This is a genomic window from Xanthomonas sp. NCPPB 901 (assembly GCF_056725085.1).
This window is the reverse complement of sequence record NZ_CM161511.1, coordinates 4,266,819-4,293,651: the sequence shown is the minus strand read 5'-3', so window position 1 is coordinate 4,293,651 and position 26,833 is coordinate 4,266,819. Positions and strand designations below refer to the sequence as shown.

The 26,833-nt window shown below is 69.8% G+C and carries 24 protein-coding genes and 1 riboswitch; of the genes, 11 read left to right on the top strand and 13 right to left on the bottom strand.

All coding sequences use genetic code 11. From position 1 onward, the window contains the following. Positions 1-12: 12 nt before the first annotated feature. The gene (locus tag AC1PME_RS18170; RefSeq protein WP_481096614.1) at positions 13-2,037 is read left to right on the top strand and encodes a M3 family metallopeptidase; all 2,025 of its coding nucleotides are present in this window, start codon (positions 13-15) and stop codon (positions 2,035-2,037) included. A 668-nt stretch (positions 2,038-2,705) separates the two neighbouring features. Continuing rightward, positions 2,706-3,242: a hypothetical protein gene (locus AC1PME_RS18165; protein ID WP_481096613.1), complete on the top strand. Its 537-nt coding sequence runs from the start codon at positions 2,706-2,708 to the stop codon at positions 3,240-3,242. 46 nt (positions 3,243-3,288) lie between these two features. Here the strand turns inward: AC1PME_RS18165 and fabB are convergent, their stop codons facing one another. Continuing rightward, entirely contained in the window at positions 3,289-4,497 is a 1,209-nt protein-coding gene (gene fabB / locus AC1PME_RS18160) for a beta-ketoacyl-ACP synthase I (protein WP_481096612.1), read from the bottom strand. Beyond that, on the bottom strand, positions 4,497-5,012 hold the full coding sequence (gene fabA, locus AC1PME_RS18155; protein WP_481096611.1) for a 3-hydroxyacyl-[acyl-carrier-protein] dehydratase FabA: 516 nt from the start codon (positions 5,010-5,012) through the stop codon (positions 4,497-4,499). Before fabA ends, fabB begins: the two co-directional genes overlap by 1 nt. A 209-nt stretch (positions 5,013-5,221) precedes the next feature. On the opposite strand from fabA, the gene dinB reads away from it, so the two are divergent. Both dinB and gph read left to right on the top strand, forming a co-directional pair. Then, positions 5,222-6,283, top strand: coding sequence for a DNA polymerase IV (gene dinB, locus AC1PME_RS18150; RefSeq protein ID WP_481096610.1), 1,062 nt, complete (start codon positions 5,222-5,224; stop codon positions 6,281-6,283). 460 nt (positions 6,284-6,743) lie between these two features. Then, positions 6,744-7,397: a phosphoglycolate phosphatase gene (gene gph, locus AC1PME_RS18145; RefSeq protein ID WP_481096609.1), complete on the top strand. Its 654-nt coding sequence runs from the start codon at positions 6,744-6,746 to the stop codon at positions 7,395-7,397. Positions 7,398-7,479: 82 nt separating this feature from the next. Here the strand turns inward: gph and AC1PME_RS18140 are convergent, their stop codons facing one another. Genes AC1PME_RS18140 through AC1PME_RS18130 form a run of 3 tightly spaced genes read right to left on the bottom strand, consistent with a single transcriptional unit; the run spans position 7,480 to position 9,217 of the window. Beyond that, the gene (locus AC1PME_RS18140; protein WP_481096608.1) at positions 7,480-8,322 is read right to left on the bottom strand and encodes an MBL fold metallo-hydrolase; all 843 of its coding nucleotides are present in this window, start codon (positions 8,320-8,322) and stop codon (positions 7,480-7,482) included. Positions 8,323-8,337: 15 nt separating this feature from the next. Further along, the gene (locus tag AC1PME_RS18135; protein WP_254459222.1) at positions 8,338-8,664 is read right to left on the bottom strand and encodes a hypothetical protein; all 327 of its coding nucleotides are present in this window, start codon (positions 8,662-8,664) and stop codon (positions 8,338-8,340) included. 7 nt (positions 8,665-8,671) lie between these two features. Next, positions 8,672-9,217, bottom strand: coding sequence for a hypothetical protein (locus AC1PME_RS18130; RefSeq protein ID WP_481096607.1), 546 nt, complete (start codon positions 9,215-9,217; stop codon positions 8,672-8,674). A gap of 162 nt (positions 9,218-9,379) precedes the next feature. Between AC1PME_RS18130 and AC1PME_RS18125 the strand changes: the two genes are divergently transcribed. Next, positions 9,380-10,279, top strand: coding sequence for a LysR substrate-binding domain-containing protein (locus AC1PME_RS18125; RefSeq protein ID WP_481096606.1), 900 nt, complete (start codon positions 9,380-9,382; stop codon positions 10,277-10,279). Between the two features lie 40 nt (positions 10,280-10,319). On the opposite strand, the gene AC1PME_RS18120 is transcribed toward AC1PME_RS18125, so the two are convergent. From AC1PME_RS18120 to AC1PME_RS18105, 4 genes are all read right to left on the bottom strand, one after another. Beyond that, positions 10,320-10,775: an N-acetyltransferase family protein gene (locus AC1PME_RS18120; RefSeq protein WP_481096605.1), complete on the bottom strand. Its 456-nt coding sequence runs from the start codon at positions 10,773-10,775 to the stop codon at positions 10,320-10,322. Between the two features lie 181 nt (positions 10,776-10,956). Further along, positions 10,957-12,828, bottom strand: coding sequence for a TonB-dependent vitamin B12 receptor (btuB, locus tag AC1PME_RS18115; protein ID WP_254459218.1), 1,872 nt, complete (start codon positions 12,826-12,828; stop codon positions 10,957-10,959). Between the two features lie 114 nt (positions 12,829-12,942). Further along, positions 12,943-13,159, bottom strand: a riboswitch (cobalamin riboswitch). 25 nt (positions 13,160-13,184) lie between these two features. Next, a complete protein-coding gene (locus AC1PME_RS18110) occupies positions 13,185-13,613 on the bottom strand; it encodes a TfoX/Sxy family protein (RefSeq protein ID WP_481096604.1) in 429 nt (142 codons plus the stop codon). Then, entirely contained in the window at positions 13,610-14,092 is a 483-nt protein-coding gene (locus AC1PME_RS18105) for a GAF domain-containing protein (protein ID WP_481096603.1), read from the bottom strand. The genes AC1PME_RS18110 and AC1PME_RS18105 overlap by 4 nt, the downstream gene beginning before the upstream one ends. A 116-nt stretch (positions 14,093-14,208) precedes the next feature. Between AC1PME_RS18105 and bioD the strand changes: the two genes are divergently transcribed. Further along, the gene (gene bioD, locus AC1PME_RS18100) at positions 14,209-14,898 is read left to right on the top strand and encodes a dethiobiotin synthase (RefSeq protein ID WP_481096602.1); all 690 of its coding nucleotides are present in this window, start codon (positions 14,209-14,211) and stop codon (positions 14,896-14,898) included. Positions 14,899-15,314: 416 nt separating this feature from the next. Here bioD and AC1PME_RS18095 read toward each other — a convergent pair whose 3' ends face one another. Together AC1PME_RS18095 and queD are read right to left on the bottom strand one after the other, a co-directional pair. Then, positions 15,315-15,692 (bottom strand): phasin family protein, encoded by a 378-nt coding sequence (locus tag AC1PME_RS18095; RefSeq protein ID WP_254459215.1) that lies wholly within the window; start codon positions 15,690-15,692, stop codon positions 15,315-15,317. A 277-nt stretch (positions 15,693-15,969) separates the two neighbouring features. After that, entirely contained in the window at positions 15,970-16,329 is a 360-nt protein-coding gene (gene queD / locus AC1PME_RS18090) for a 6-carboxytetrahydropterin synthase QueD (RefSeq protein WP_254459214.1), read from the bottom strand. A gap of 195 nt (positions 16,330-16,524) precedes the next feature. Between queD and AC1PME_RS18085 the strand changes: the two genes are divergently transcribed. Further along, the gene (locus AC1PME_RS18085; protein ID WP_481096601.1) at positions 16,525-19,134 is read left to right on the top strand and encodes a TonB-dependent receptor plug domain-containing protein; all 2,610 of its coding nucleotides are present in this window, start codon (positions 16,525-16,527) and stop codon (positions 19,132-19,134) included. 32 nt (positions 19,135-19,166) lie between these two features. Continuing rightward, complete coding sequence (locus tag AC1PME_RS18080) at positions 19,167-21,443, top strand: transferrin receptor-like dimerization domain-containing protein (RefSeq protein WP_481096600.1); 2,277 nt, start codon at positions 19,167-19,169, stop codon at positions 21,441-21,443. A gap of 157 nt (positions 21,444-21,600) precedes the next feature. On the opposite strand, the gene AC1PME_RS18075 is transcribed toward AC1PME_RS18080, so the two are convergent. Continuing rightward, entirely contained in the window at positions 21,601-22,980 is a 1,380-nt protein-coding gene (locus AC1PME_RS18075; protein ID WP_254459211.1) for a DEAD/DEAH box helicase, read from the bottom strand. A 344-nt stretch (positions 22,981-23,324) separates the two neighbouring features. Between AC1PME_RS18075 and AC1PME_RS18070 the strand changes: the two genes are divergently transcribed. Together AC1PME_RS18070 and maiA are read left to right on the top strand one after the other, a co-directional pair. Further along, complete coding sequence (locus AC1PME_RS18070; RefSeq protein ID WP_481096599.1) at positions 23,325-24,314, top strand: fumarylacetoacetate hydrolase family protein; 990 nt, start codon at positions 23,325-23,327, stop codon at positions 24,312-24,314. 89 nt (positions 24,315-24,403) lie between these two features. After that, on the top strand, positions 24,404-25,060 hold the full coding sequence (gene maiA / locus AC1PME_RS18065) for a maleylacetoacetate isomerase (protein ID WP_481096598.1): 657 nt from the start codon (positions 24,404-24,406) through the stop codon (positions 25,058-25,060). 138 nt (positions 25,061-25,198) lie between these two features. Here maiA and AC1PME_RS18060 read toward each other — a convergent pair whose 3' ends face one another. Continuing rightward, the gene (locus AC1PME_RS18060) at positions 25,199-26,338 is read right to left on the bottom strand and encodes a PilT/PilU family type 4a pilus ATPase (protein WP_254459208.1); all 1,140 of its coding nucleotides are present in this window, start codon (positions 26,336-26,338) and stop codon (positions 25,199-25,201) included. A 99-nt stretch (positions 26,339-26,437) separates the two neighbouring features. Between AC1PME_RS18060 and AC1PME_RS18055 the strand changes: the two genes are divergently transcribed. Then, positions 26,438-26,830: a DUF4398 domain-containing protein gene (locus AC1PME_RS18055; RefSeq protein WP_481096597.1), complete on the top strand. Its 393-nt coding sequence runs from the start codon at positions 26,438-26,440 to the stop codon at positions 26,828-26,830. Positions 26,831-26,833: the final 3 nt, after the last annotated feature.

The following is a 26,833-nucleotide window of genomic DNA, read 5'->3' as shown; positions in this document are numbered from 1 at the left end:
GAGAGTTCCGCGATGACCAATCCCCTGCTCGACTTTTCCGGCCTGCCGCGCTTCGATGCGATCCAGCCCGAGCACATCGCTCCGGCGATCGACACGCTGCTGGCGCAGGCCGAGGCCGCGGTGGCCGCCGCCGAGACGGTGGCGCCGGTGCGCTGGGACAGCTTCGTGGCGCCGCTGGACGACGCCACCGAGCGCCTGTGGCGCGCCTGGGGCCAGGTGAGCCACCTGCAGGCGGTGGTCAACACGCCGGCGCTGCGCGAGGCCTACAACGCCAACCTGCCCAAGGTGACGCGCTTCTCCAGCGCGCTGGGGCAGAACCTGGCGCTGTTCGCGCAGTACCGCACGCTGGCGCAATCGCCGGAGGCGGCCACGCTCGCCCCGGCGCAGCGCAAGGTGCTGGACAACGCGCTGCGCGATTTCCGCCTGGGCGGCGCCGAACTGGGCGAGGCCGACAAGCAGCGCTTCGCCGCGATCCAGGAGGAACTGTCGGCGCTGTCGGCCAAGTTCTCGCAGAACGTGCTCGACGCCACCGATGCGTGGTCGCTGCTGATCGACGATCCGGCGCGCCTGGCCGGCCTGCCCGAGGACAGCATCGCCGCCGCGCGCGCGGCGGCCGAGCGCGACGGCCAGGCGGGCTGGAAGCTGACCCTGCAGATGCCGTGCTACCTGCCGGTGCAGATGTACGCCGAGGACCGCGCGCTGCGCGAGACGCTGTACCGCGCCAACGCGATCCGCGCCTCGGAGTTCGGCGATGCGGCGCTGGACAACAGCGCGGCGATCGGCCGCATCCTCGCCCTGCGCGGCGAACTGGCGGCGCTGCTCGGCTTCGGCAGCTACGCCGAGTATTCGCTGGCGACGAAGATGGCGCAGGATCCCGCACAGGTGCTGGAGTTCCTGCACGATCTGGCCGCACGCGCCAAGCCCTACGCGCAGCGCGACCGCGCCGAGCTGGAGGCCTATGCACGCGAGCACCTGGGCCTGGACACCCTGGAAGCCTGGGACCTGGCCTACGCCGGCGAGCAGCTCAAGCAGGCGCGCTACAGCTTCTCCGAGCAGGAGGTGAAGCGCTACTTCACCGAGCCCAAGGTGCTGGAGGGGCTGTTCGGCCTGATCCACGACCTGTACGGCTTGCGCGTGGAGGCCGACAGCGCGCCAGTGTGGCATCCGGACGTGCGCTTCTTCCGCCTCAGCGACGCGCAGGGGCGCCTGGTCGGGCAGTTCTACCTGGACCTGTACGCGCGCGAAGGCAAGCGCGGTGGCGCCTGGATGGACGATTGCCGCAACCGCCGCGAGCGTGCCGACGGCGTGCAGACCCCGCTGGTGTACCTGGTGTGCAACTTCGGCCGTGGCAGCGACGGCAAGCCGGCCACCTTCACCCACAACGAGGTCACCACGCTGTTCCACGAGATGGGCCACGGCCTGCACCAGTTGCTGACCCAGATCGGCGAGCTGGGCGTGGCCGGCATCAACGGCGTGGAATGGGACGCGGTGGAACTGCCCAGCCAGTTCATGGAGAACTTCTGCTGGGAGTGGCCGCGCCTGCAGGCGATGACCGCGCACGTGGACAGCGGCGAACCGCTGCCGCGCGCGCTGTTCGAGAAGATGCTGGCGGCGAAGAACTACCAGAGCGGCATGTTCACCGTGCGCCAGCTCGAGTTCGCGCTGTTCGACATGCAGTTGCACCACAGCTTCGATGCGCAGGCCGACAGCGTGCTGCAGTTGCTCGAGCGCGTGCGCGACGCGGTGGCGGTGAACCGGCCGCCGGCGTGGAACCGCTTCCCGCACCAGTTCAGCCACATCTTCGCCGGCGGCTATGCGGCCGGCTACTACAGCTACAAGTGGGCCGAAGTGCTCAGCGCCGACGCCTACGCGGCGTTCGAGGAAGCGCCGGACCAGTTGGCGGACACCGGCGCGCGCTTCCTGCGCGAGATCCTCTCGCGCGGCGGCAGCCGCCCGGCGCTGGAGAACTTCACCGCTTTCCGCGGCCGCGCGCCGGAGCTGGAGGCGCTGCTGCGGCATAGCGGCATGGCGGGGTAGGCGGGGAGTCGGGATGAAAGCCGGGATTAGGGATTAGGGATTAGGGATTAGGGATTTTTCGCGCGTTTCTGGCAGTTGCGAGGATGTTGTGGGAGGGGCTTCAGCCCCGACGGGCTTTCCCGGGAAAGCCCGTCGGGGCTGAAGCCCCTCCCACAAAAAAAGCGGCGACCTTTTTCATCGGAGGGCAGCCACATTCTTCAGATCGCTTTATCGCGATGTTGCTCCGTGCACGACGACCCCGTTGCCGTTCTCGAATCCCCAATCCCCAATCCCCAATCTCTGCTTTCAACAGTCGTAGGCGGGTCATCCCGAATCCCGGCTCCTCTGTGCTAGAACAGGGCAGCCGCGATCGCGGCGCAGGACACAGCCGCACTGCACAAGGAGGACCGCATGAAGCGAGCAAGGTGGTGGACGCCGTTGCTGTTGAGCATGGCCGCGCCGGCGCTGGCGCAGGACGGTAGTGGCACCGTGCGCATCGGCGCCAGCCTGCGCGCCGGCCCGGCGCCGGAGTATCCGCGCGTGGCCACCCCGGTCACCGACGACGCGTTGCGGGTGCATGGCTGCACCCGGGACTGGGCTGGTGCGACGTCAGTTGGCGCGAGAAACGCGGCTGGCTGCCGGCAGGCGCGATCGATTTCAGCGCACGGGAACAGGGCACTGCACCCGGCGTGCCCACGGTCGGCTTTGCGCTGGATCGCTATTGGGACGCGCACTACCGCGGTCAGCCGTGGGCGCGCGAGCGCGCGCGCTATCGGCCGCTGGAAAGCGCAGCGAGCGCGGCCGGGCCGGCGCAGATTCCGGCCCCGTTGCAGCGGCAGTTGGGGCCGCAATGGCGGGCGCCGCCGCCAGCGGCGTCTGCCTCCGAGGCCGTGAGCAGCGCGCCGCAATGGACGCCGCCGGGCGAACGGATGTATCAGATCCCGCCGCCGGATGCGCTCAATCCCCGCTACAACAAAGACCTGTCGAAGGAACTGCAACGGCAGGAAGACGACCGGCGCCAGCGCGAATCGATGGGATTGCAGCCGGTGCCGCCGCCTGCGTCCGCGCCCTCGGCATCGCCGAAGTGGCCACCGTCGCCGGCGACCATCCAGTGGGTCGAGCGGCATTCGCCGAAGCCGACCCCGCCTCCAGCGCCACCGACCAAGCCGGAAGCGCACAAGGACGACGACGCCGGGCGTCGCGACGTCAGGCAGCTGGAGCGCTGACGCACGGCACGCTGCCGCTGCCGGCGCCGTGCAGGCGTGGCCCGACTCAGGTCTTGGCGAACACCAGCGCGGCGTTGGTACCGCCGAAGCCGAAGCTGTTGGACATCACCGTGCGCAACGCGGCGTCGCGGCTTTCGCGCACGATCGGGAAGCCCTCGGCGCGCGGATCCAGCGTGTCGATGTTGGCCGAGCCGGCGGTGAAGCCGTCGCGCAGCATCAGCAGGCAGTAGATCGCCTCGTGCACGCTGGCCGCGCCCAGCGAATGCCCGGACAGCGCCTTGGTCGAGGACAGCGGCGGCACCGCGTCGCCGAACGCCGCGCGCACCGCCTCCAGTTCGGTGACGTCGCCCAGCGGCGTGGAGGTGCCGTGGGTGTTGAGGTAGTCGATCGGCGCGTCCACGCCCTGCAGCGCCATGCGCATGCAGCGCACCGCGCCTTCGCCGGACGGGGCGACCATGTCGGCGCCGTCGGAGGTCACGCCGTAGCCGACCAGTTCGGCATGGATGCGCGCGCCGCGCGCCACCGCGCGGTCGTAGTCCTCCAGCACCAGCATGCCGCCGCCGCCGGCGATGACGAAACCGTCGCGCGCGGCGTCGTAGGGCCGCGAGGCCACCGCCGGCGTGTCGTTGAAGCCGGTGGACAGCGCGCCCATGGCGTCGAACATCAGGCTCATGGTCCAGTCCAGTTCCTCGCCGCCGCCGGCGAACATCACGTCCTGCTGGCCGTGGCGGATCAGGTCCGCCGCCGCGCCGATGCAGTGCGCCGAGGTCGCGCAGGCGGCCGATAGCGAATAGCTCACGCCCTTGATCTTGAACGCGGTGGCCAGGCTGGCCGACACCGCCGAACACATCGTGCGCGGCACCATGTACGGGCCGACCTTGCGCACGCCACGGTTGCGCAGCAGGTCCGCCGCTTCCACCTGCCAGTGGCTGGAACCACCGCCGGAGCCGGCGATCAGGCCGATCCGCGGGTCGCTGATCGCCGCTTCGTCCAGGCCGGCATCGGCCAGCGCATCGCGCAGCGCCAGGTAGGCGTAGGCCGAGGCGTCGCCCATGAAGCGCTTGAGTTTGCGGTCGATCGCCGCGTCCAGGTCCAGTTGCACGTCGCCGCCGACCTGGCTGCGCAGGCCGGCCTCGGCTGCCTGCGCGTTATGGCGGATGCCGGAGCGGCCCTCGCGCAAGGCGCGCGACACACTGTCCAGATCGTTGCCCAGGCACGAGGTGATGCCCATCCCGGTAATGACCACGCGCCGCATCAGAAGGCCTCCGTCGAGGTGAACAGGCCCACGCGCATGTCCTTGGCGGTATAGATCTCGCGCCCGTCCACCGCCATGCGGCCGTCGGCCACCGCCATCACCAGCTTGCGGTTGATCACCCGGCTGATGTCGATCTCGTACACGACCTGCTTGGCGCTGGGCAGCACCTGCCCGGTGAACTTCACTTCGCCCACGCCGAGCGCACGGCCACGGCCGGGTGCGCCCAGCCAGGTCAGGAAGAAGCCGGTCAACTGCCACATTGCATCCAGGCCCAGGCAGCCGGGCATCACCGGGTCGCCGATGAAATGGCAGCCGAAGAACCACAGGTCCGGGCGGATATCCAGTTCGGCGCGGATCACGCCCTTGCCGTGCGCGCCGCCGGTCTCGTCGATGGCGACGATGCGGTCGAACATCAGCATCGGATCGTTGGGCAGGCGCCCGGCGTTGGCGCCGAACAACTCGCCGCGTGCGCTGGCGAGCAGTTGCTCGCGCGAATAGGAGGACAGACGACTCATGAGCGGAACATTCCCAGGCGAGACAGTCGAGGCGCGCAAGAGTGCATGAGCGTCGCGCGTTCAATCAAACGTTTTATCCGTACGCACGCGTAGTGTCGGCACCCGCGGCGGCGCATGCACTGCGCTGGATCAAGGCGCGCATTCTCAGTCCGTGCGCAGTGCCGGGCTTATCATGCGGATACCGTTCGCAGGCGTAGGGTAGGGGGTCGATGCGCAAGATCATTCACGTCGACATGGATGCGTTCTACGCGTCCGTGGTGCAGCGTGACGATCCGGCGCTGCGCGGCAAGCCCGTGGTGGTGGCCTGGCGCGGCATGCGCTCGGTGGTGTGCGCCGCCTCCTACGAGGCGCGGGTGTTCGGCGTGCGCTCGGCGATGCCGGCGCTGCGCGCCGAGCGGCTGTGCCCGGACGCGATCTTCGTGCCGCCGGATTTCGCCCGCTACAAGGCGGTGTCGCGGCAGGTGCGCGAGATCTTCCAGCGCCATACCGACCTGATCGAGCCGTTGTCGCTGGACGAGGCCTACCTGGACGTCACCGCGCCCAAGGGCGAATTGCGCACGGCCACCGAGATCGCGCAGACCATCCGCGCACAGATCCGCGAGGAAACCGCGCTGACCGCCTCGGCGGGGATCGCGCCGAACAAGTTCCTGGCCAAGATCGCCTCGGACTGGCGCAAGCCCGACGGCCAGTTCGTGATCCGCCCGCATCGCGTGGAAGCGTTCCTGACCCCGTTGCCGGTGAACAAGGTGCCCGGCGTGGGCAAGGTCATGGAGGCGAAGCTGGCGGAACTGGGCATCGCCACCGTCGGCGACCTGCGTGCGCGCAGCGAAGCAGAATTGGAGGCGCGCTTCGGCAGCTTCGGCCTGCGCCTGTACCAGCGCGCGCGCGGCATCGACGAACGCCCGGTGGAGTCGGACCAGCCGGTGCAGTCGATCTCCTCCGAGGACACCTTCGCCGAAGACCTGGCGCTGGACGCACTGGAGCCGGCGATCCGGCAATTGGCCGAGAAGACCTGGAACGCCACCCGCCGCACCGAGCGCATCGCGCGCACCGTGGTGCTGAAGCTGAAGACCGCACAGTTCCGCATCCTCACCCGCAGTTTCACTCCGGAGCAGCCGCCGGAATCGCTGCAAGCCTTGATCGACATCGCCCTGGCGCTGCGCGAGCGCGTGGACCTGCCGGCATCCACCCGCTACCGCCTGGTCGGCGTGGGCCTGTCCGGCTTCCACGAGCGCGAGCCGGGGCAGGCGCAGGGGCGCTTGTTCGGTTGATCTGGGATAGCAGGAGCGCGCGCTTGGCTGACGTTTCAGTGCCTCCTCGGCCAGGTGCTGGTCGCTGCGAGGTCGCACCTGTATGGGTGCGTGGATTGAAACATTTCCGCAAGAGGACATAGCAATGGCCGACAACGTCGCACCCTCGCGGGTGCGTGGATTGAAACGGGTCGAAGAACACGTTCGGCTGGTTGGGACCGCGGCGCACCCTCACGGGTGCGTGGATTGAAACAGCTTGTAGTGCGGATTCGGGTCCGGGATGACCAGGTCGCACCCTCACGTATGCGCGGATCGAAACCGGATGGATTGCAGCATGAGCAGCTTGTAGAACACGTTGCCTCGTGCCGACGCATCGCTGGAACGAGGCGCCGTCCCCGCGCTTGCGGCCTCGTGCGCGCCACGGCGGCGCACACGTCCGGCGCCGCTACAATGGGGACACCCTTTTACGCGCAGGTCGGCGATGACATTTCCGTACGCATTGGTGGTGTTCGACCTGGACGGCACCTTGGTCGACAGCGGCGCCGACATTGCCGAGGCGCTGAACCGCACCCTGGTCGACTTCGGCCTGCCGCGCGTGCCCGAGACGACCGTGCTCGGCTGGATCGGCGAGGGCGTGCGCACACTGGTCGAGATCGCCTGGCGGCATGCCGGCGACGCCACGCCGCTGGAGACGGTGATGCCGACCTTCATGCGTCACTACGCCGAGTGCCTGTTGCGCAGTCCGCGGCTGTATCCCGGCGCGGCCGAAGCGCTGACGCAGTTGCACGCCGATGGGGTGACGCTGGCGCTGTGCACCAACAAGCCCTCGGCGATGGTGCCGCCGCTGCTGCGCCATCTGGGCGTGGCCGATCTGTTCTCTGCCGTGCTGGGCGGCGACAGCCTGCCCGAGCGCAAGCCCAGTCCGGCGCCGCTGCTACACTTGGCCCGGCAGTTCGGACAACCGCCGGCACGCTGCCTGATGGTCGGCGATTCGCCCACCGACCTGCAGGCCGGCCATGCCGCCGGCATGCCGGTGGCGCTGGTGCGCTACGGCTATCCGCGCGACCTGGATCTGGCCACCGCCGACGTGGTGCTGCTGATGGACGACCTGCGCGAGTTGCTTACGCTGCGTTGACGCCGGCGGTGGAACGCGGCTGGCACGGCATGGCCGCTGCCTGCGTGCCGATGGGCAGCGGCCGCAGGTCGCCATCGACCGGTCACGACCGAGCGCTGGCGATTGCGTAGCCGGTGCCGCGGCGTTCGATGTGGGCGAAGCCGGCCTCGCGCAGATGCATGCCGGCGATCGGCAGCCGCTCCGCGCTGACCAGATCCAGCAGCGCCGCGCGGGTCGCGGTGGCGAGTTGCCGATCGTGGTCGAAGACCACCGCCACGTCCGGGCACGGGATCTGGATGTCGGGAAAATGCACGATGTCGCCCCACACCAGCAGGCCGCGGCCGCCGGAATCGAGCCGATAGCCGGTGTGCCCGGCGGTGTGCCCCGGCAGCGGCAACGCATGGATGCCGGGCAGGATTTCGCCGTCGTCGAACCTGCGCAACCTGTCGCGATAGGCCGCGAACACCTGCCGCGCGAGCAGGAAGTTGCCGCGGGCACGTGCGGGCGCGCGGCTCAGGTTGGCGTCGTCCTGCCAGAACCCGACTTCGCGACGCTGCACGAGCAACTCCGCATTCGGGAACGCGGCGTCTCCGGATGCCTCGATCAGCCCGCCGACATGGTCGGGATGGGCGTGGGTCAGCAGTACCGCATCGATCTGCGCCGGCTGCAGCCCGGCCGACGCCAGGTTGCCGCGCAACCGGCCGGCGCCGTCGCGGAAGCCGCCGGCGCCGGCATCGATCAGCACGGCGCGGCCGCCGATGCGCACCACGTAGCAGTTGATGTGCACCGCACTGGGCTGCAGCACCCGCGCGGCCTGCTGCATCTGCAGCGCATCGGCCGCGGCGATGGGCGACAGGATCTCCAGGCCGGTGGCGAGATAGCCATCGCTGAGGGCGGTGACGCTGACATCGCCGATCTGCAGGTGCGGAAACGTGGGGATGGACATGCGGATCCCGGGGGCTCAGTTGCGTGCGTGCAGTTCGGCGGGCGCGTGGCCGACGCAGCGGATGCGTGCGGTGGCGCCGGTCGCGCCGCGGATGGCGTCGTCGATTGCGGCCATGAACCGCTGCATGACCGCCGGCGTGCGCGCGTCGGCGCGTCGGTAGCGGAGTTCCGCGAACACCGGGTGGCCACGACCGTGCCGGACCGGCACATAGATGATGTGCACGTTCTGCACCGCGGCCAACAGCACGTCCGTGCACAGCGCGGTGCAGTGGTCGGTCAGTGCGGCCAGCACCGGATCGGCCGGCATGGCCTGCGCGGGGATGAAAAGGGTGAGGTTCGGCATCGCGCGCCTACTGCGGCATCGTGCGGGCGATACCGCGATCTGCGACCAGTTGCGCGGTCATTGGCGCGTAGGCCTGGAGATCCTGCGCCAGCTCGCCGATGGCCGGCAGCCGGGCGCGGTCGCACCTGGCGAGCCAGCGCTGCGCCGGCACCTTGTCCAGTTCCACCGCATGCAGGCCATGCGGCGCGAGACCGAGCCGCAACAGCGATTCGGGGCCTTCGGCGCTGACCAGCAGCACCTCGTCGCGCGCCACGGCCGGCGCGCGCTCCAGGCCGTCATAGAGATTGCGGTGCCAGTCGGCGATGTGGCGTTGCCAGCGGGCGAAGTTGCCGCCGCCCTTCTGCCGGTATTCCGCACCGCTTAGGATGTGCGGGCCGTCGATGGCGTGCAGCGCAAGATAGGTCGGACTGCCGTCGCGAAGGGCCTTGAAGCGCTGCGAACTGCGAAAGCCCTCGACCGAGATCAGCGCCGGCAGTTTTTCCCGGCTGTAGAAGTCGTTCCATTCCGCTTCGCTGGCGGGATCGGCGAAGCTGCATTCCACGGTGTAGAGCATCGGATCGTCCTGGGCCGGAACGGTGCGTGCCGGCGTGTCATGGTTGAGGATGACTCATCCTAGTCCGGTGTTTTCTGCGTTGATATCGATATTTGGTCACCCTTCCGTGACTGCATGTCATGCTCGGACTGGTAAAGTGCGCCGCCTGCTACCGGAGCCGATATGCGCCGCAAGATCCCCAGCCATTCCGCGCTCATGGCGTTCGAGGCGGCGGCCCGGCATGGCAGTTTCGCGCGCGCGGCCGAGGAACTGGTCCTGACCGAAGGCGCCATCAGCCGCCAGATCGGCCGCCTGGAAAGTTTCCTCGGCGTGGTCCTGTTCGAGCGCATCGGCAATCGCGTGCGGCTGCTGCCGAACGGCCGGCGCTATGCGGCGCAGGTCCGCGAGACCCTGGACCGGCTGGAGCGCGACAGCCGCGATCTGATGGGGCGGCCGCGCGACGGCGCGAGTCTCGACATCGCCGCGCTGCCGACTTTCGCCATGCGCTGGCTGATTCCGCGGCTGGGCCGGTTCCAGGCGCGGCATCCGCAGATCACCGTGCATCTGGCCGAACGGATGGAGCCGTTCGTGCTCGTTGGCAGCGGCTTCGATGCCGCCCTGCATTTCGAGCACCCGGCCTGGGCGGGGATGCGCGTGCAGCGCCTGCTGCACGAAGTGCTGGTGCCGGTGTGCCATCCGCGGCTGTTGCACGGGAAGGACCCGACCAGCGCGCTGGATGCGCTGCCGCGGCTGCAGCGCCGGCAGAATCCGGATGCCTGGCAACGCTATGCGCAGGAGTCCGGGATCGCCCTGAGCCACCCCGCGCACGGCGCACGCTACGACCTGCATGCCATGGCGATCGAAGCCGCACTGGCCGGCCTGGGGGTCGCGCTGGTGCCGCGCCTGTATGTGGAAGCCGAACTGGCCGACGGCCGCTTGCTGTGTCCGTGGCCCGCGGCCACCTCGATCGCCAAGACCTTCTGCCTGGTGCTGCCGGAGCCGGTGCAACTGAGCGATGCGCCGCTCCAGCGATTCGTCGACTGGCTGCTGGAGGAGGCGCGCGCCACCGCCGCTGCGCACTGACCGCGACGAGGGCGGCGTCGCCGATGGCGGCGCGAACCGCTCAGCGCGGCAGCCGATACTCCAGCACCTCATCGCCCAGGGCGTCGATCGCGCCGGTCGGGCGCCAGCCGAGGTGGCGATAGAACCCATGCGAGCGCAGCGCCGGGTCGGCCGCGCAGCCCAGAAACAGGCGTGCGAAGCCCCAGCGGCGGAAATCCTCGACCATCCGCGCCAACAGCGCCTTGCCGATGCCGTGGTTCTCCCATTCGGGCAATAGCGCCAGCACCATGATTTCGCCGTTGTGGCGGTTGCCGAAGCAGTAGCCGACCATGCGCCCGGCGACCTCGGCCACGTGCCCGGGCACGCTGCCATCGGCGATCCACGCCTGCCAACTGCCCGCATCGATCTCGAGCGCGGCCAACTGCTCGGCGGAGAATGCGTTCTCGCGGGTGCGTGCGCGCAGGTCGATACAGGCGGCCGCATCGGCGGGAACGGCAGGGCGATAGACGACACGCATGCTGGCAATCCTTTGCATCGGCCGGCACTGCCGGTGGGTGCGCAGCATGCCATGGGCACGCTGCGCACGCCCGCAAGCAGCCGCGTCACCGCTCCTGCAGGAGCGGCTTCAGCCGCGAACGGAGCGTTCCTGGCGATGCCCGTTCGCGGCTGCGGTTGTTCCTGCGGCGCGCTGCGTGCGGTCAGCGCACCGCCGGCGCGTAGCGCAGGGTCAGCGCGTACTCGCGGCCCGGCTGGTTGTACCAGTTCACCGTCTGGTAGTCGCGGTCGAACACGTTGCTGGCCTTGGCCTGCAGCGTCCAGTCCGGGGTGAACGCGTATTCCGCGCGCAGGTCGACGGTGCCGTAGCCGGCCAGGCGCACGCGGTTGGCCGCATCGTCGAAGCGGTGGCCGCTGCCGAAGACGGTGACGCCGAGCTTGACCGGGCCGATGCCGCGGTCCACGTCCAGGCGCGCGGTGTTCTGCGCGCGGCGTGCCAGCCAGTTGTCGCGGTTGTCGCCGTCGCTGCGGTTGCGCGGGTCGGTGTGGCTCAGCTGCGCCGACAGTTCCCAGCCGGCCAGCAACGCATAGCCGGTCAGCTCGGCGCCGCGGATCCGCGCCTCGTCGACGTTGACCGGCAGGAAGCTGACCGCGTCGTAGGAGATCAGGTCCTTGACCCGGGTCTCGTAGGCGTTGAAGGTCCAGTTCCAGCTGTCGGCATACTGCGCAATGCCGAGGTTGCCGCTCTTGGAGCGCTCCGGCTTCAACGCCGGGTTGCCGGCGAACGGGTAGTACAGGTCGTTGAAGGTCGGCGCCTTGAAGCCGGTGCCGACGCTGGCGGTGAGCTTGAGGCCGTGGTCCAGCGCCAGGCCCCAGCCGAGGCTGCCGGTGGTGTGCTCGCCGAACTGCTCGTTGTCGTCGCTGCGCACGCTGGCCTGCACCTGCTGCGCGCCGAAGCGGCCCTGGTACTCGGCGAACACGCCGGTGTTGTCGCGGCTGTCGACGTCGAAGGCGGTGCTGCTGGCGACGTGCTCGCGCTGCCAGTCGCTGCCGACGCTGAGCAGGTGGCCTTCGGCCAGGGTGATGTCGCCCTGCAGCGAGGCGGTGTCGCGGCGGCTGTCGAAGGTGCTGACGAAGCTGCGGGTGCGCGCGCCGGGGGCGCGGTAGTAGCTGTCGGCGTCGTCGACGTTGCGGCCGAGCTGCGCGGCCAGGTGCAGGCGATCGGAGGGCGTCCAGTCGAGCTTGCCGCCGAACACCTGCTGGGTGTTGTCGGCCTCGTTGCCGGCGAATTGCGGGTCGCCGTCGTATTCGTTGCGGCTGTCGATGTTCAGCGCCTGGCCTTCGATGCGCAGCGTATCGGTCAGCGCGTAGCCGCCGCGCGCGCTCAGCGAGACGTTGCGGTAGCCGTCGCGGTCGGGCTGGTCGACGAAGCAGCCGGCGAACAGCGTGGCCGAGCCGTTGCAGGCATTGATGCCGTCGGTCTTCTGGTAGCCGCCCTGCACGGCCAGCCAGCCGCGCTCGCCGCGGTTGCTGAAGCCGGCGCCGGCCTCGCGCAGGCCGTGGCTGCCGCCGCCCAGGCTCAGGTTCTGCTGGAAGCCCTGGCCGCCGCGGCGGGTGAAGATCTGGATGACGCCGCCGATCGCGTCCGAGCCATACAGGCTCGAGCGCGGGCCGCGCACGATCTCGATGCGCTCGATCTGGCTCAGCGGCAGGTCCTGGAACGCGGCCAGGCCGGCGCTGGCCGAGCCGATGCGCACGCCGTCCACCAGCACCAGCACGTGGTCCGATTCGCTGCCGCGCAGGCTCAGCGTGGTCAGCTTGCCCAGCCCGCCCTGGTTGGAGATGCCGATGCCGGCGCGGCCCTGCAGCAGCTGCGCCAGCGAATCGGCCTGGCTGCGCTCGATCTCGGCGCGGTCGATGACCTGCGCCGGGACCACGCTGTCCTCCACCGAGATCTGGGTGCGGGTGGCGGTGACCAGGACCTGGTCGAGGTCGGTGGCGGCATCGGCGGCGTGGGCCAGCGCGGGCAGGGACAGGGCGGACGCGATCGCGACCGAAAGCAGGCGGGACGACATGGGTGGCAACTCCGGCGCGCGGCTGCGCGCTGTGACGGCAAGGGAGTCGCGAACGGAAGGTGCAAGCGGACGGCGCCGGACGCGGCGCGGCACGCCGCGACGCCCTCCGCATCGCAACCAGTGAACTGCAAGGCCGGTCTCCGGGCTGGCGATCGGGGAGGCGGGCCTCCCGGCTGCGACGCCTTCCCATGCCGGGGCACAGTGGCGCAGGTCGTCAGCGCGGATCGCTTACCGTTGCGGGGGCAGCGCCGGCCTTGTCGCAAGACGCACCGGCTTCCCGTTTCAACCCGCTGACCGGAGCCGGCGGGTCACCTTGAAGCGGCGCGATTGTACGCGATCGCCGCCGGCCGCGCGGCTTAGTCTGCGTGGGACCCGTGGCCGTCGTCGTCGCCGTGGCGGTCGGCCAGCGGCGCGTCGGGCGTGTCCTGCGCATAAGCGCCGTCGGCGTCGTCGTCGCCGCGTGCGTCATCGCGGTCGAAATGGGTGGTCGCCACCGGTCCGGCGACTGGCAGGCCGCGCTGCGCCGGCAGCGCCGCCGTCGCGGTCTCCAGCTCGCCCAGCAACTGCGCGCGCCGCGCCTCGGACAGTTCCTGCCAGTGGCAGCCGCTGAGCGCGCCTTCCAGCGAATACAGCAGGTTGAGGCTGGGCTTGAAGCCGGCGCGCTTGACCTTGACGAAGGCGCCGACCGCGCCGGCCGCCTCCAGGTCCTGCTGCGTGCGCACGCCGACCTGGCGCAGCCAGGCCGCGCTCTTGGGGCCGATGTTGCGCAGCTTGGCGGTACTCATCGCAGGCTGTCGACGAAGACCTGGGCGATCGCTTCCAGGCCTTGCTGGTCGTCGGCGTCGAAGCGGGCCAGGTCGGGGCTGTCCAGGTCGAACACGCCGACCAGCGCACTGTCGCGCAGCAGCGGCACCACCAGTTCCGAGCGCGAGGCCGCATCGCAGGCGATGTGCCCGGGGAATGCCTCCACGTCGTCGATGCGCTGGGTCTGGCCGCTGCTGGCGGCCGCACCGCACACGCCCTTGTGCAGCGGAATGCGCACGCAGGCGGGCAGGCCCTGGAACGGCCCGACCACCAGCTCCTTGCCGTCGTAGAGATAGAACCCGACCCAGTTCAGCCGCGGCAGCGCGTGGTAGACCAGCGCCGCCAGGTTGGCGGCATTGGCGATGCGGTCGGGTTCCCCGGCGACCAGGGCGCGGGCCTGGGCGAGCAACTGGGCGTACTGTTCCGGCTTGCTGCCGGTGAGCGAGGACGAGGCGAACATCCCGCGAGTCTAGCAGCGCGCCGGGTCCGCCGGCACCGCGGCGGCTGACGCGCGCGGCGTGCCCGGCTATCCTGCGCGCCGCCGCGCGTCCCGCCGGCCAACCGACAGGGTTTCGCATGGCTGTGTCCGCCTTCTACGTCACCGGCACCGATACCGGCATCGGCAAGACCATCGCCAGCACCGCGCTGCTGCACGCCTTGCGCGCGCGCGGCCAGCGTGCGGTGGGCATGAAGCCGGTGGCCAGCGGCTGCGCCCGCGACGCCGGCGGCTGGCGCAACGAGGATGCGCTGGCGCTGCAGGAGGCGAGCCTGCCGCGTCCGGCCTACGCCGATCTCAATCCCTACGCACTGCCGTTGCCGCTGGCGCCGGAACTGGCCGCCGCCGACGCCGGCGTGGAGCTGGAGCTGGCGCCGATCGCCGCCGCGTTCGCGCGCCTGCGCGCGCAGGCCGACGTGGTGGTGGTGGAAGGCGTGGGCGGCTGGGCCGCACCGCTGTCGGCGACGCTGGACCAGGCCGATCTGGCGCGCGCGCTGGGGCTGCCGGTGCTGTTGGTGGTCGGCCTGCGCCTGGGCTGCCTCAACCACGCCCGGCTCAGCGCCGCGGCGATCGCCGCCGACGGCCTGCAGTGCATCGGCTGGATCGGCAACGAGATCGATCCGGCGATGGAGCGCATCGACGACAACATGGCGATGCTGCGGGCGCGCCTGCCGATGCCGTGCTGGGGCCGCCTGCCGTACCGGCCGCAACCGCAGGCCGAGCAGTTGGCGGCGCAGTTGCAGCCGTGGGCGGGAATGTCGCCCGACTGAGCCGCTGCCGAGCGCGCGCCGCGCTGCCGCCGTTTGTGGGAGGGACTTCAGTCCCGACGCGTCTTTGCTGAGGCGTCGGGGCTGAAGCCCCTCCCACAAAAGTAAGATGTCCCGGCACTGCAAGATGGGCTACTCCCGAGTGCACAGTTCAGCTCTCGGAATAGGCGCATGGGTAAGCCCGATAGAAGCAGGAGATCTACCGGTCTCTGGCGAAGCATCGGGGCTGAAGCCTCTCCCACAAGGAAAGCCAGCAACGCGCGCAATCGACAACTCCCCAATCCCAACTCCCGAATCCCGCCCATAAAAAAGGCCCGGTAGAGGGAGGGATCTACCGGGCCTGGGGTTGCACGGGGGGAGGGACCCATGCAGACCGAGCGTGCGTCGGGCGGCGTACCGCAGCGACGTCGAATACGGTGTTACTTGGCGGAAGGCTTGGCCTTCGGCGCGGCCTGTTCGGTCGCCGCCTCGAACTGGTGCTTGGCGAGCTGGCCGATGGCTTCGGAGGTCTTCAGGCCCAGGCCGAACACTTCCTGGTTGGCCGAGGCCAGCCGCTCGAAGTTGTCGCGGGCGATCTGCAGGCCCTTCGGCCACAGCGCCTGCACGGTGCCCAGGTCGCGCGCCTCGGTCAGTTCGCCGAAGAAGCCGGTGGTGGCCGACACGTTCTTCTCGAAGGTCTTCAACTGCACGCCGAACACGCTCTCGGCGCTTTCCAGGGCCAGGCGGTTGGCGCGCGCCGCGGTGGCGGCGAACTGCTGCGTATAGCTGCTGAACTGGTCGTTGAACTGAGCGGACATCACGCAACTCCATGGGAATGCTGATTGCTGTTGCAGTGCAACATACGCCCATTCTGCTGCGATGCAACAAAATTTTCTGAAGCCGCTCAGGATTCGTTCAAACTGCTTTTCAGATCAACGGCTTGGCACATCGCCAGCGCCGGCGCCGGGTCGCGCAACGCCCCCGCCAAGCGCTACGACGCGCGTCGATCCTCCGACATGCCGTCCATTGGGAATCCCGCAGCCACCTCAGCGCCGCCTTTGCGATTCCCCATTCCCCACTCCCCATTCCCCGCCTTCAAACCGGCCCGCGGTAACGGCAGCCGGAAGTGCAGGTCTCGTGCACCACCACCTCGCTCAGCAGCGGCAGCGCCGGCTTGAGCCGTTCCCAGATCCACACCGCCAGGCGCTCGCTGGTGGGGTTCTCCAGCCCGGCGATGTCGTTGAGGTAATGGTGGTCGAGCTGGTCGTAGAGCGGACGGAACGCCGCCTTGATGTCGCCGAAATCCATCACCCAGCCGCTCTCGGCGCCGGGTTCGCCGCTGACGTGCAGTTCGATGCGGAACGAGTGCCCGTGCAACCGCGCGCACTTGTGCCCGGGCGGCACGTTGGGCAGGCGGTGCGCGGCTTCGAGGGTGAAGACTTTGAAGATATCCATGCGCGGCATTGTAAGGCCAGGCCGGCCAGGCCATCGCCGCGCTCACCGTGTCATGCCGTGCGATGTCGATGCATGTCACGCGAAGACATATTCGTATGCCGTTATGTAATTTTCGTTAAGCCGGTGGCGATGGCTCACTGTGGCGCCCCACCTACGGATGTCCGTGTGCAGCCGCGCGTTCCCCACCTGCTCGCCATGAGCCTTGCGGGCGTCCTGCTCGCCCCTGTCGCCTCCGCCCAATCCCGAAGCGACGACGACGCCGGAAAAACCCTGGCGACGGTCAGCGTGACCGGCTCCAACATCAAGCGCAGCGACAGCGAAGGCCCCAACCCGGTGCAGGTGCTCGGCCGCCAGCAACTGGAGCGCTCCGGCAAGCTCACCGTCGCCGACGCGCTGCGGTCGATCTCCGCCAACACCGGCAATGCCAGCAACGAGACCACCAACAACGGCTGGGCCTCCGGCTCGGCCGGCATCGGTCTGCGCGGCCTGTCGCAGAAGAACACCCTGGTGCTGCTCAATGGCCGGCGCCTGGCCAACTACGGCTTCCCGGCCAACGGCCTGGGCGACACCTTCGTCAACCTCAACGCCCTGCCGCTGGTGGCGGTGGAACGCATCGAAGTGCTGAAGGACGGCGCCTCGGCGGTGTACGGGTCCGATGCGGTCGCCGGGGTGGTCAACATCATCACCCGCCAGGACTTCCAGGGGGCCGAATTCGGCCTCAGCGGCGGCACCTCGGACCAGGGCGGGCTGGATACCCAGCGCGCCAAGTTCATCGGCGGCATCGGCGACCTGGACCGCGACGGCTACAACCTCCTGTTCAGCGTCGACGCCTACAACCGCGACCGGCTGGACCAGGACCAGCGCGCGCTGACCCGCTCGGGCATCTACACCGATTCGCCGGGCGGCCGCTGGAACGGCTGGTCGGCCAAGGGCGCGCGCTATCTGGTCGGCGGGCGCTCGGTACCCATGCTCGACGCCCAGGGCCGATGCCCCGAGCGTACGGTGCTGACCGCCAGCGCGCCGATCGACGGACTGGCCGGCGACACCTGCGCGTTCAATCTGGCGCCGTACACCACGCTGATTCCCTCGACCAAGCGCTACCAGGCCTATACCAACGCCACGTTCCGGCTCGGCGACAATCTCGAGGCGTTCGGCGAGGCGCTCTACAGCGAGGTCAAGGGCGTGTCGATCTTTGGCTCCAGCCCGTTCTTCACCCTGGAAGGCGGGCGGTTCGCGCTGAACGCGACCACCGGGCTGGCCGAGCCGGTCTCCAACCTGCTGCCGGCCTCCAGCCCGTACAACCCCTACGGCGTGGCGGTGCCGATCGAATACACGTTCTTCGACCTGGGCGAGTCGATCAAGACCAACCGCTCGCAGTCCTACCGTTTCCTCGGCGGCGTGCGCGGGTCGACCGCGCGCTGGGAGTGGGAAGCGGCCGCCTTCGCCGCGCGCAGCAGCGAACACGAGACCGTGTCCGGCGGCTTCGCCAATCGCTGGACGCTGGCCCAGGCGCTGGCCGACGGCAGCTACAACCTGTTCGATCCGGCGGCCACGCCGCAGTCGGTGATTGCGGCGATCAACCTCGGCACCCTGCGGCCGGCGCGCTCCACCCTGCGCGGCGTCGATGCCAGGCTGTCCGGCAGCCTGTTCAAGCTGCCGGCCGGCAGCGTCGGCTTCGCCGCCGGCGCCGAATGGCGGCAGGAGCAACTGGTGTCGCGCAATCCGTGGCAGATCGACGCCGGCCTGCAGATCCGCCCGGCGATCGCCGAGGTCGATGGCAAGCGCGCGGTGTCGGCGCTGTACGCCGAGGTCAACCTGCCGCTGCTGCCATCGCTGGAACTGCAGCTGGCCGGGCGCGGCGACCACTACAGCGATTTCGGCGATGCGTTCTCGCCGAAGGTCAGCCTGCGCTGGCAGCCGCTGGATGCGCTGCTGGTGCGCGCGGCCGCCTCGCGCGGCTTCCGCGCGCCGTCGCTGTCGGAGAACGCGGCCAGCACCAACATCTCCTACGGGTCGGTGGTGGATCCCTACGACCCGGACGTGCCCGGCTCGCGGCAGACGCCGACCTTCTTCACCGTCGGCAACACCGGCCTGGACCCGGAGCGCACGCGCAGCTACAACGTCGGCGTGGTGCTGTCGCCGTGGGCCGACGGCAGCCTCAGCGTGGACTGGTACAAGATCGAACTGGACCACCTGATCGGCACCAACAATGTCGCCACCGTGGTGCAGAACAACGCGCCGGCCGACGTGGTCCGCGACGCGCGCGGCAAGCTGGTCGCGGTCTACAACCGCTACCAGAACCTGAGCACGCTCAGCACCTCGGGCATCGACGTGGAATTGCGCCAGCGCTGGCGCAGCGCCGCGCTCGGCGAGTTCGGCCTGAGCAGCGCCTACACCCATGTGCGCGACTACCGGCGGCCGACCGTGGTCGGCGGTCCGCTCGAAGACTACGCCGGCAGCAACCTCGGCCCGTCGCTGCCGCGCAACAAGGCCACCACCACGCTGGACTGGAGCCTGGGCGACGTCAGCGCGGCGCTGACCTGGTACTACACCGGCGGTTACGCGCAGAAGGCCAGCGCGGCGGCCAGCGCGGTGCAATCGCGGGTCGATCACTACGACCAGTTCGACCTGTACCTGGGTTACCGCGGCAGCGACAGGCTCACCGTCTACGCCAAGATCGAGAACCTGGCCGACGCACGGCCGCCGTACGACGCCTCCTTCCCCGGCATCCGCGCGCCCTACGACTTCACCCAATACGACCTGCGCGGGCGCTACTTCACCGTCGGTTTCGATTACCGTTTCTGAGTTCGCGCATGTCCCCTTCAAGGAGTGTCTTCATGTCGCACCGCCGCCGCAGTGCCGGGCTGGTCCTGATCCTCGCCGTGTCCTCCGCGTTCGCGCAGCCGGCGCCGTTGCCCGGCTACGACGCCGCGGCCGCCGAGGCGCAACGCGCGCTGGAGGCGCGCTTCGATGCCGGGCTGCAGGACGCGGACTACCGCGGCTGGCTCAAACAGTGGTCCTCGCGTCCCAACCAGGTCGGCGCCCCGCACAACCTGGAGAACGCCCGCGACCTGCAGGCGCGCTTGCGCAGCTACGGCTGGGATGCGCGGATCGAGGAATACCAGGTGCTGTGGCCGTCGCCCAGGAGCGCGGAACTGCGCTTGCTGGGCGCGCAGCCGTACGTGGCGCGGTTGCAGGAACCGCCGCTGCCCGGCGACAGCACCTCGACGCAGACCCAGGACGTGTTGCCGCCGTACGTGATCTACGGCGGCAACGGCGACGTCACCGCCGACCTGGTCTACGTCAACTACGGCATCGCCGAGGACTACGAAACGCTGGCGCGCAATGGCGTGGACGTGCGCGGCAAGATCGTCATCGCCCGCTACGGCAAGGGCTGGCGCGGGCTCAAGCCGCGCCTGGCGCAGGAGCACGGCGCGATCGGCGCGATCATCTACTCCGATCCGCGCGACGACGGCTATTTCCAGGACCTGCCGTATCCGGACGGTCCGGCGCGCAACCAGTGGAGCGTGCAGCGCGGCTCAGTCGCCAACTTCGCGATCTATCCCGGCGATCCGTTGACCCCCGGCGTGGGCGCGACCGCCGGCGCCAAGCGCCTGCCGCTGGATCAGGCGCGCAGCGTGCTGAAGATCCCGACCCTGCCGATCAGCTGGGGCGATGCGCAACCGCTGCTGGCGGCGCTGCGCGGCCCGGTGGCGCCGGAGGACTGGCGCGGCGCGTTGCCGATCACCTACCGCCTCGGCGGCGACGGCGCCGCGCAGGTGCACCTGAAGGTCGACGCCGACTGGAGCGGGCGCAAGACGCTGTACAACGTCATCGCCACCTTGCGCGGCAGCGAGTATCCCGACCAATGGGTGGTGCGCGGCAACCATCGCGACGGCTGGGTGTTCGGCGCCGCCGACCCGCTGTCCGGCACCGCCGCGCTGCTGGCCGAGGCCAAGGCGATCGGCGAACTCGCGCGGCAGGGCCAGCGGCCCCGGCGCACGCTGGTCTACGCCAGTTGGGACGGCGAGGAAGCCGGGCTGCTGGGGTCCACCGAGTGGGCCGAGCAGCATGCCGACGAGTTGCGGCGCAAGGCGGTGCTGTACGTAAACACCGACGGCAACGGCCGCGGCTTCCTCAACGCCGGCGGCAGCCATGCGCTGCAGCGGCTGGTCAACGGCGTGGCCGCGGACCTGCGCGATCCCGACAGCGGGGTCAGCGTGCTCGAGCGGCAGCGTGCCCGCGCGCGCCTGGAGGCGCTGGCGTCCAACGCCAAGCCGCTGCAGAAGGACATCGCCAGGAAGGCCGCAGCGGGCGAGGACCTGCCGCTCAAGGCGCTGGGCTCGGGCAGCGACTACAGCCCGTTCCTGCAGCACCTGGGCCTGGCCACGCTGGACCTGGGCTATGGCGGCCAGGGCGGCGGCAGCGGCGTCTATCACTCGCTCTACGATTCCTACGACTACTTCGCGCGCTTCATCGACCCGGACTTCCACTACCTGCCGCTGCTGTCGCAGACGGTCGGCCGTACCGTGCTGCGCGTGGCCAATGCGCCGGTGTTGCCGCAGCGCTTCGGCGACTTCGCCGATGCGGTGGCCGGCTATGCCAAGGAACTCAAGCAGCAGGCCGACAGCGATCGCGAGGCCGCGCTGACCCAGGCCGCGCTGCTGCGCGACGGCGCCTACCGCGCGGCCGACAATCCGAATCGTCCGCTGCAGCCGCCGCCGCCCAAGCAGGCGGTGCCGCCGATCGATTTCGCCGCGCTGGACCAGGCCATCGCCCGCCTGCAGGCCAGCAGCCAGCGTTACGACGCGGCGCTGGCCGCGCGTGCCGGCGCGCTGGATGCGGCGACGCGGCGCACGCTCAACGCCTCGTTGCAGCGCATCGACCAGCGCCTGTTGGCCGAGGAAGGGCTGCCCGGGCGCGCGTGGTACCGCAATCTGGTCTACGCGCCGGGGCTGGCGACCGGCTACGAGGTCAAGACCTTGCCCGGCATCCGCGAAGCGCTGGAAGACCGGCGCTGGGACGATCTGCGCACCTACATCGCGCGCACTGCCGCGGTGCTGGACGCGTATCGCGCGCAGATCGACCGCAATGTCGCGTTGATCGGCGGCTGAGGCGAAGGCGCGTGGCGGGGGCGGCCGCCAGCGACGGCCGCACGCTGCGCGGGCTCCTGGCGCAGGAGCGGGGCGCATGAAAAAGCCGCCCCGAAGGGCGGCTCTGGCGGTGTTGCGGCGCCCACGGCCAATGCCGTGGGCGCGCGCTCAGTGTGGCTCAGCGCGGCGCGGCGGGCGCGCGGTTGCCGCCGTTGCCGTGGCGGCGACCCTGGCCCTGACCCTGGCGGCGGGCGCCGTCGGCGTGACTGCCGCCGGGCTTCTTGCTGCCGGCATGGGCGTGCGCGTGCGCCGGCGCATCGCCATGGCCGCGGCGGGCATGGCTGCCGCGGCGCGGCGGACGCTGGCCGCCCGGACGCTCGTCCGGCGGGTTGTTGTTGCCCCAGCGGATCGGCGTGGCCGGTTCGAAGCCGGGCACGTCGCGGATGTCCATGTCGCGCTTGAGCATGCGTGCGATCGCGCGCAGCAGCTTGGCCTCGTCCTGCGCCACCAGCGAGATCGCCTCGCCGGTCGAACCGTTGCGGCCGGTGCGGCCGATGCGGTGCACGTAGTCCTCGGCGACCATCGGCAGGTCGTAGTTGATGACCTTGGGCAACTGGTCGATGTCGATGCCGCGCGCGGCGATGTCGGTGGCCACCAGCACGGTGATGCGGCCGGCCTTGAAGTCGCTCAATGCGCGCAGGCGCTGGCCCTGGCTCTTGTTGCCGTGGATCGCCGCGGTCTTCAGCCCGGACTTGTCCAGGAACGTGGTCAGCTTGTCGGCGCCGTGCTTGGTGCGGGCGAACACCAGGGTCTGCTTGCGCGAATCGGCGGCCAGCAGGTGCAGCAGCAGTTCGCGCTTGCGCGCGCCGTCCACCGGGTGCACGCGGTGGGTGATGGTGTCGGCAACGGTGTTGCTCGGGGTCGCCTGGATTTCCTGCGGGTCGTGCATGAACTCGCGGGCGAGCTGCTTGATGCCTTCCTCGAAAGTGGCCGAGAACAGCAGGGTCTGCCGGTTCTGCTTGGGCAGCTTGGCCAGGATGCGCTTGATCGACGGCAGGAAGCCCATGTCGAGCATGCGGTCGGCCTCGTCCAGCACCAGGATCTCGATGCCGGACAGGTCCACGCTGCGGCGCTCGAGGTGGTCGAGCAGGCGGCCCGGGCACGCGATCAGCAGGTCCACGCCGCGGCGCAGCGCGTCGAGCTGGTTGCCCATGCCCACGCCGCCGTAGATGGTGGCGCTGGGAATGCGCAGGTACTTGCTGTAGCCGCGCAGGCTGTCGTGCACCTGGGTGGCCAGTTCGCGGGTCGGGGTCAGCACCAGCGCGCGCGGCTTGCGCGGGCCGGGGCCCACCGGCTGCGGCGAGGTGCCCAGGTGCTGCAGCAGCGGCAGGCCGAACGCGGCGGTCTTACCGGTGCCGGTCTGCGCGCCGGCCATCAGGTCATGGCCTTCCAGGGCGACGGGAATGGCCTGCGCCTGGATCGGGGTGGGGGTTTCGTAGCCCTGCTCGGCCAGCGCGCGCAGCAGGAAGGGCGCAAGGCCCAAGGATTCGAACGACATTAGGATGCTCCGGATAACGCGCCGACACCGGGACGGACCCGGTGCGCAGGCGCAAGTAGGTGAGGCTCGGAGCGTTCCCGTGAACCGCGCTGCGAGAGGGTGGATCAACCCGCAGCACGAGGCTGGGGTTCGTCGGCACCACGAAAGGCGTCGGGCGGGGCGGGCGAGCGGATCATTGCGATCCTGGCCTCGCCGGCGGTCCCTGAGGGAAACGGACGGCCGCATGCAGACCGCCGCAGTGTACCTGAATTGGCGCGCCGCACAAAATGTCGTTCCGTTTCAGTTGAAACCAAGCGGCCGTCTGGCCGTACAATCGCCGGCTCAGCCCCCAGCACTGGACGGACATGAAGCTAGGTTCCCTGAAGGAAGGCGGTCGCGACGGCACCCTGATCGTCGTGTCCCGCGATCTGACCCGCGCGGTGCGCGCCACCGGCATCGCGCCGACCCTGCAGCGCGCGCTGGAGGACTGGAGCAACCTCGCCCCGCGCCTGAACGCCCTGTCCGAGTCGCTCAACGACGGCAGCGCCGACGGCCAGTTCGACCTGGACATGGCGGCGCTGGCCGCGCCGCTGCCGCGGGCCTACGAGTTCCTCGACGGCAGCGCCTACCTGCCGCACGTGGAGCGGGTGCGCCGCGCGCGCGGTGCCGAGGTGCCGGAGAGCTTCTATACCGACCCGCTGATGTACCAGGCGGTCAGCGCCGGTTTCTACGGCCCGCGCGATGCGGTCAAGGTGGTCAGCGAGGACTACGGCATCGACCTGGAAGCCGAGCTCGTGGTGGTCACCGACGACGTGCCGATGGCGGTGACGCCGGCGCAGGCCGCCGCGCACATCCAACTGATCGGCCTGGTCAACGACGTGTCGCTGCGCAACCTGATCCCGCCGGAGCTGGCCAAGGGCTTCGGCTTCGTGCAGTCCAAGCCGCGCTCGGCGCTGTCGCCGGTGTTCGTCACCCCCGACGAACTGGGCGAGGCCTGGCGCGACAACAAGGTGCATCTGCCGCTGCTGACCCATATCAACGGCGCTTGGTTCGGTGCGCCGGAGGCCGGCGAGGACATGCAGTTCGATTTCGCGCAGCTGGTCGCGCACGCGGCCAAGACCCGGCCGCTGGCGGCCGGCGCGGTGGTCGGCTCGGGCACCATCGCCAACCAGGACACCACGCGCGGCGCCTCCTGCTTCGCCGAACAGCGCACCGTGGAAACCCTGCGCGACGGCAAGCCGAGCACGCCGTACATGTCCTTCGGCGACGTGGTGCGGATCGAGATGCTGGACCGTGACGGAGTGAGCATCTTCGGCGCGATCGAGCAGCGCATCGAGCAGGCGCCGCTGCCCTGACCCGGCCGGCGGCGCTACCGGGGCGACCGGCGGTGCCGTGGCGCCGGTGTCCACCGGTATCGTTGTCGACTGCGCAGACGGAGGCGGGCATGGACGAGGCACTGCAGCTTTACACCTATTGGCGATCCAGCGCCGCGTACCGCGTCCGCATCGGGCTGCAGCTCAAGGGGCTGGCCTACCAGGCGGTGCCGGTGCACCTGGTGCGCGATGGCGGCCAGCAGCACTCGCCGGAATATGCGCGGTTGAACCCGCAGGAACTGGTGCCGACCCTGTGCCACGACGGCCAGCCGATCCGCCAGTCGCTGGCGATCCTGGAATACCTGGACGAGCACTGGCCGGAGCCGCCGCTACTGCCGGACGCGCCGATCGACCGCGCCCGCGTGCGCGGGCTGGCGCAACTGGTCGCCTGCGACATCCATCCGCTCAACAACCTGCGCGTGGCGCAGTTCTTCGAAAGCGCCTGGAACGTGCCGCAGCCCGAGCGCGAGGAGTGGATGCGGCACTGGATGCAGACCGGCTTCGATGCGCTGGAGCAACTGCTCGCCGAGTCGCCGGACACCGGCAGTTTCTGCCATGGCGAGCAACCGGGCCTGGCCGATTGCTGCCTGGTGCCGCAGCTGTACAACGCGCGCCGCTTCGGCATGGACCTGCAGGCCTATCCGACCCTGCAGCGGATCGAACGCACCTGCCTGGCGCTGCCGGCGTTCGACGCGGCGCGCCCGGAACTCCAGCCGGACGCGCAGTAACCCCGGCGTCGTCGTAGGAGCGGCTTCAGCCGCGACCGGGCACGATCGGGATAGCCGTCGCGGCTGAAGCCGCTCCTACCCAGGGATCCCTGCATAGGCGCCGCATTGCATAGGCGCCGCATTACTTACGGCGACGCCTCAGATGAAGCCGTGGGTGATGCGCGGCGCGGCGCTGGGGCCGCTGTCGTAGTCGGCGTAGGGGTCGTGCTCGCCGCTGCCGCCTTCGGACAGGCGGAACTTCAGCGCCAGGCCGTCGCGCGAGTCGGCCGCGCGTAGCGCCTCCTCCTGCTCGATCTGGCCCTGCTTGACCATGCGGAACAGGCACTGGTCGAAGGTCTCCATGCCTTCCTCCAGCGACTCCTCCATCGCCTGCTTGATCTCGTGGACCTGGCCGCGGCGCAGCAGGTCGCGGATCATCGGCGTGTTCAACAGCACTTCCGAGGCCGGCCGGCGGCGGCCGCTGCTGTCCTTGACCAGGCGCTGCGAGATCACCGCGCGCAGGTTCAGCGACAGGTTCATCAGCACGTTCTTGTGCGCGCTCTCGGGGAAGAAGTTGAGGATGCGCTCGATGGTCTGGTCGGCGTTGTTGGAGTGCAGGGTGGCCAGGCACAGGTGCCCGGTCTCGGCGAAGGCGATGGCCGCCTCCATGGTCTCCGCGTCCAGGATCTCGCCGATCAGGATCACGTCCGGCGCCTCGCGCATCGCGTTCTTCAGCGCGTTGTGGAAGGCGTGGGTGTCCAGGCCGACCTCGCGCTGGTTGACGATGGACAGCTTGTGCTTGTGCAGGTATTCGATCGGGTCCTCGATGGTGAGGATGTGCCCGGTGGTGGTGCTGTTGCGGTAGTCGATCATTGACGCCAGCGAGGTGGACTTGCCCGAGCCGGTCGAGCCGACCACCAGGACCAGCCCGCGCGGGGTCATGATCACGTCCTTGAGCACCTGCGGCAGGTGCAGTTCCTCGATGCTGGGGATCTTGCTGCGGATCGCGCGGATCACCATGCCGACCTCGCCGCGTTGCCTGAACACGTTGACGCGGAAGCGTCCGGCGTCCTGCAGGGCGATGGCCATGTTCAATTCCAGTTCGCGCTCGAACAGCGGCACCTGGCTTTCGTCCATCAGCGAGTAGGCGATCTTCTTGACCATGCCCGGCGGCAGGCCGGTGGCGCCGAGCGGGTACAGCTTGCCTTCGATCTTGATGTAGACCGGTGCTCCCGTGGTCAGGAACATGTCCGAGGCGTTCTTTTCGGTCATCAGCTTCAGGAAATAGCCGATATCCATGCGCAATGGTTCCCCAACGATCCGCAGTCGCCCGTTGCAAGCGCGCCACAGGCTTCCGACAATGGCCGTGATCGACGTCTCCGTCCACGGCCCCCCTAGATGAAAACTAGCTTCGCACACTTCCGTTGTCAGCAGTATGTGATGGCCTGCGCATTGGCGTTGTTCGCCGCGCCGGCCGCGTTCGCCCAGGTGGCTTCGCCGGAACTGCTGGCCGCGCAGCAGGCGTTGCAGCGCGCGATCCAGGCCGATGCCGACCAGTACGCGCCGGACCTGCTCGCCAGCGCCCGCCAGGGCCTGGAGCAGGCGCAGCAGGCCGCGCTCGATCGCCGCGCGCGCAAGACCGCGCCGCAGTTGGCGCTGCGCGTGGCCGCCGATGCCGACCTGGCGCGGGCGCGCAGCGAGGAGGCGGTGGCCACCGCGCAACTGAAGCAGCGCCAGGCCGAGGTGGCCCAGCTGCAACAGACCCTGGGCACCGGGGAGGGCACGCCATGAGCC

Bases quoted from the DNA above. Each gene is read 5' to 3' on its own strand.
- AC1PME_RS18170 (WP_481096614.1), top strand. From the start codon at position 13: ATGACCAATCCCCTGCTCGACTTTTCCGGCCTGCCGCGCTTCGATGCG.
- fabB (WP_481096612.1), bottom strand. From the start codon at position 4,497: ATGCGGCGCGTGGTCATTACCGGGATGGGCATCACCTCGTGCCTGGGC.
- fabA (WP_481096611.1), bottom strand. From the start codon at position 5,012: ATGAGTCGTCTGTCCTCCTATTCGCGCGAGCAACTGCTCGCCAGCGCA.
- dinB (WP_481096610.1), top strand. From the start codon at position 5,222: ATGCGCAAGATCATTCACGTCGACATGGATGCGTTCTACGCGTCCGTG.
- gph (WP_481096609.1), top strand. From the start codon at position 6,744: ATGACATTTCCGTACGCATTGGTGGTGTTCGACCTGGACGGCACCTTG.
- AC1PME_RS18140 (WP_481096608.1), bottom strand. From the start codon at position 8,322: ATGTCCATCCCCACGTTTCCGCACCTGCAGATCGGCGATGTCAGCGTC.
- AC1PME_RS18135 (WP_254459222.1), bottom strand. From the start codon at position 8,664: ATGCCGAACCTCACCCTTTTCATCCCCGCGCAGGCCATGCCGGCCGAT.
- AC1PME_RS18130 (WP_481096607.1), bottom strand. From the start codon at position 9,217: ATGCTCTACACCGTGGAATGCAGCTTCGCCGATCCCGCCAGCGAAGCG.
- AC1PME_RS18125 (WP_481096606.1), top strand. From the start codon at position 9,380: ATGCGCCGCAAGATCCCCAGCCATTCCGCGCTCATGGCGTTCGAGGCG.
- AC1PME_RS18120 (WP_481096605.1), bottom strand. From the start codon at position 10,775: ATGCGTGTCGTCTATCGCCCTGCCGTTCCCGCCGATGCGGCCGCCTGT.
- btuB (WP_254459218.1), bottom strand. From the start codon at position 12,828: ATGTCGTCCCGCCTGCTTTCGGTCGCGATCGCGTCCGCCCTGTCCCTG.
- AC1PME_RS18110 (WP_481096604.1), bottom strand. From the start codon at position 13,613: ATGAGTACCGCCAAGCTGCGCAACATCGGCCCCAAGAGCGCGGCCTGG.
- AC1PME_RS18105 (WP_481096603.1), bottom strand. From the start codon at position 14,092: ATGTTCGCCTCGTCCTCGCTCACCGGCAGCAAGCCGGAACAGTACGCC.
- bioD (WP_481096602.1), top strand. From the start codon at position 14,209: ATGGCTGTGTCCGCCTTCTACGTCACCGGCACCGATACCGGCATCGGC.
- AC1PME_RS18095 (WP_254459215.1), bottom strand. From the start codon at position 15,692: ATGTCCGCTCAGTTCAACGACCAGTTCAGCAGCTATACGCAGCAGTTC.
- queD (WP_254459214.1), bottom strand. From the start codon at position 16,329: ATGGATATCTTCAAAGTCTTCACCCTCGAAGCCGCGCACCGCCTGCCC.
- AC1PME_RS18085 (WP_481096601.1), top strand. From the start codon at position 16,525: ATGAGCCTTGCGGGCGTCCTGCTCGCCCCTGTCGCCTCCGCCCAATCC.
- AC1PME_RS18080 (WP_481096600.1), top strand. From the start codon at position 19,167: ATGTCGCACCGCCGCCGCAGTGCCGGGCTGGTCCTGATCCTCGCCGTG.
- AC1PME_RS18075 (WP_254459211.1), bottom strand. From the start codon at position 22,980: ATGTCGTTCGAATCCTTGGGCCTTGCGCCCTTCCTGCTGCGCGCGCTG.
- AC1PME_RS18070 (WP_481096599.1), top strand. From the start codon at position 23,325: ATGAAGCTAGGTTCCCTGAAGGAAGGCGGTCGCGACGGCACCCTGATC.
- maiA (WP_481096598.1), top strand. From the start codon at position 24,404: ATGGACGAGGCACTGCAGCTTTACACCTATTGGCGATCCAGCGCCGCG.
- AC1PME_RS18060 (WP_254459208.1), bottom strand. From the start codon at position 26,338: ATGGATATCGGCTATTTCCTGAAGCTGATGACCGAAAAGAACGCCTCG.
- AC1PME_RS18055 (WP_481096597.1), top strand. From the start codon at position 26,438: ATGAAAACTAGCTTCGCACACTTCCGTTGTCAGCAGTATGTGATGGCC.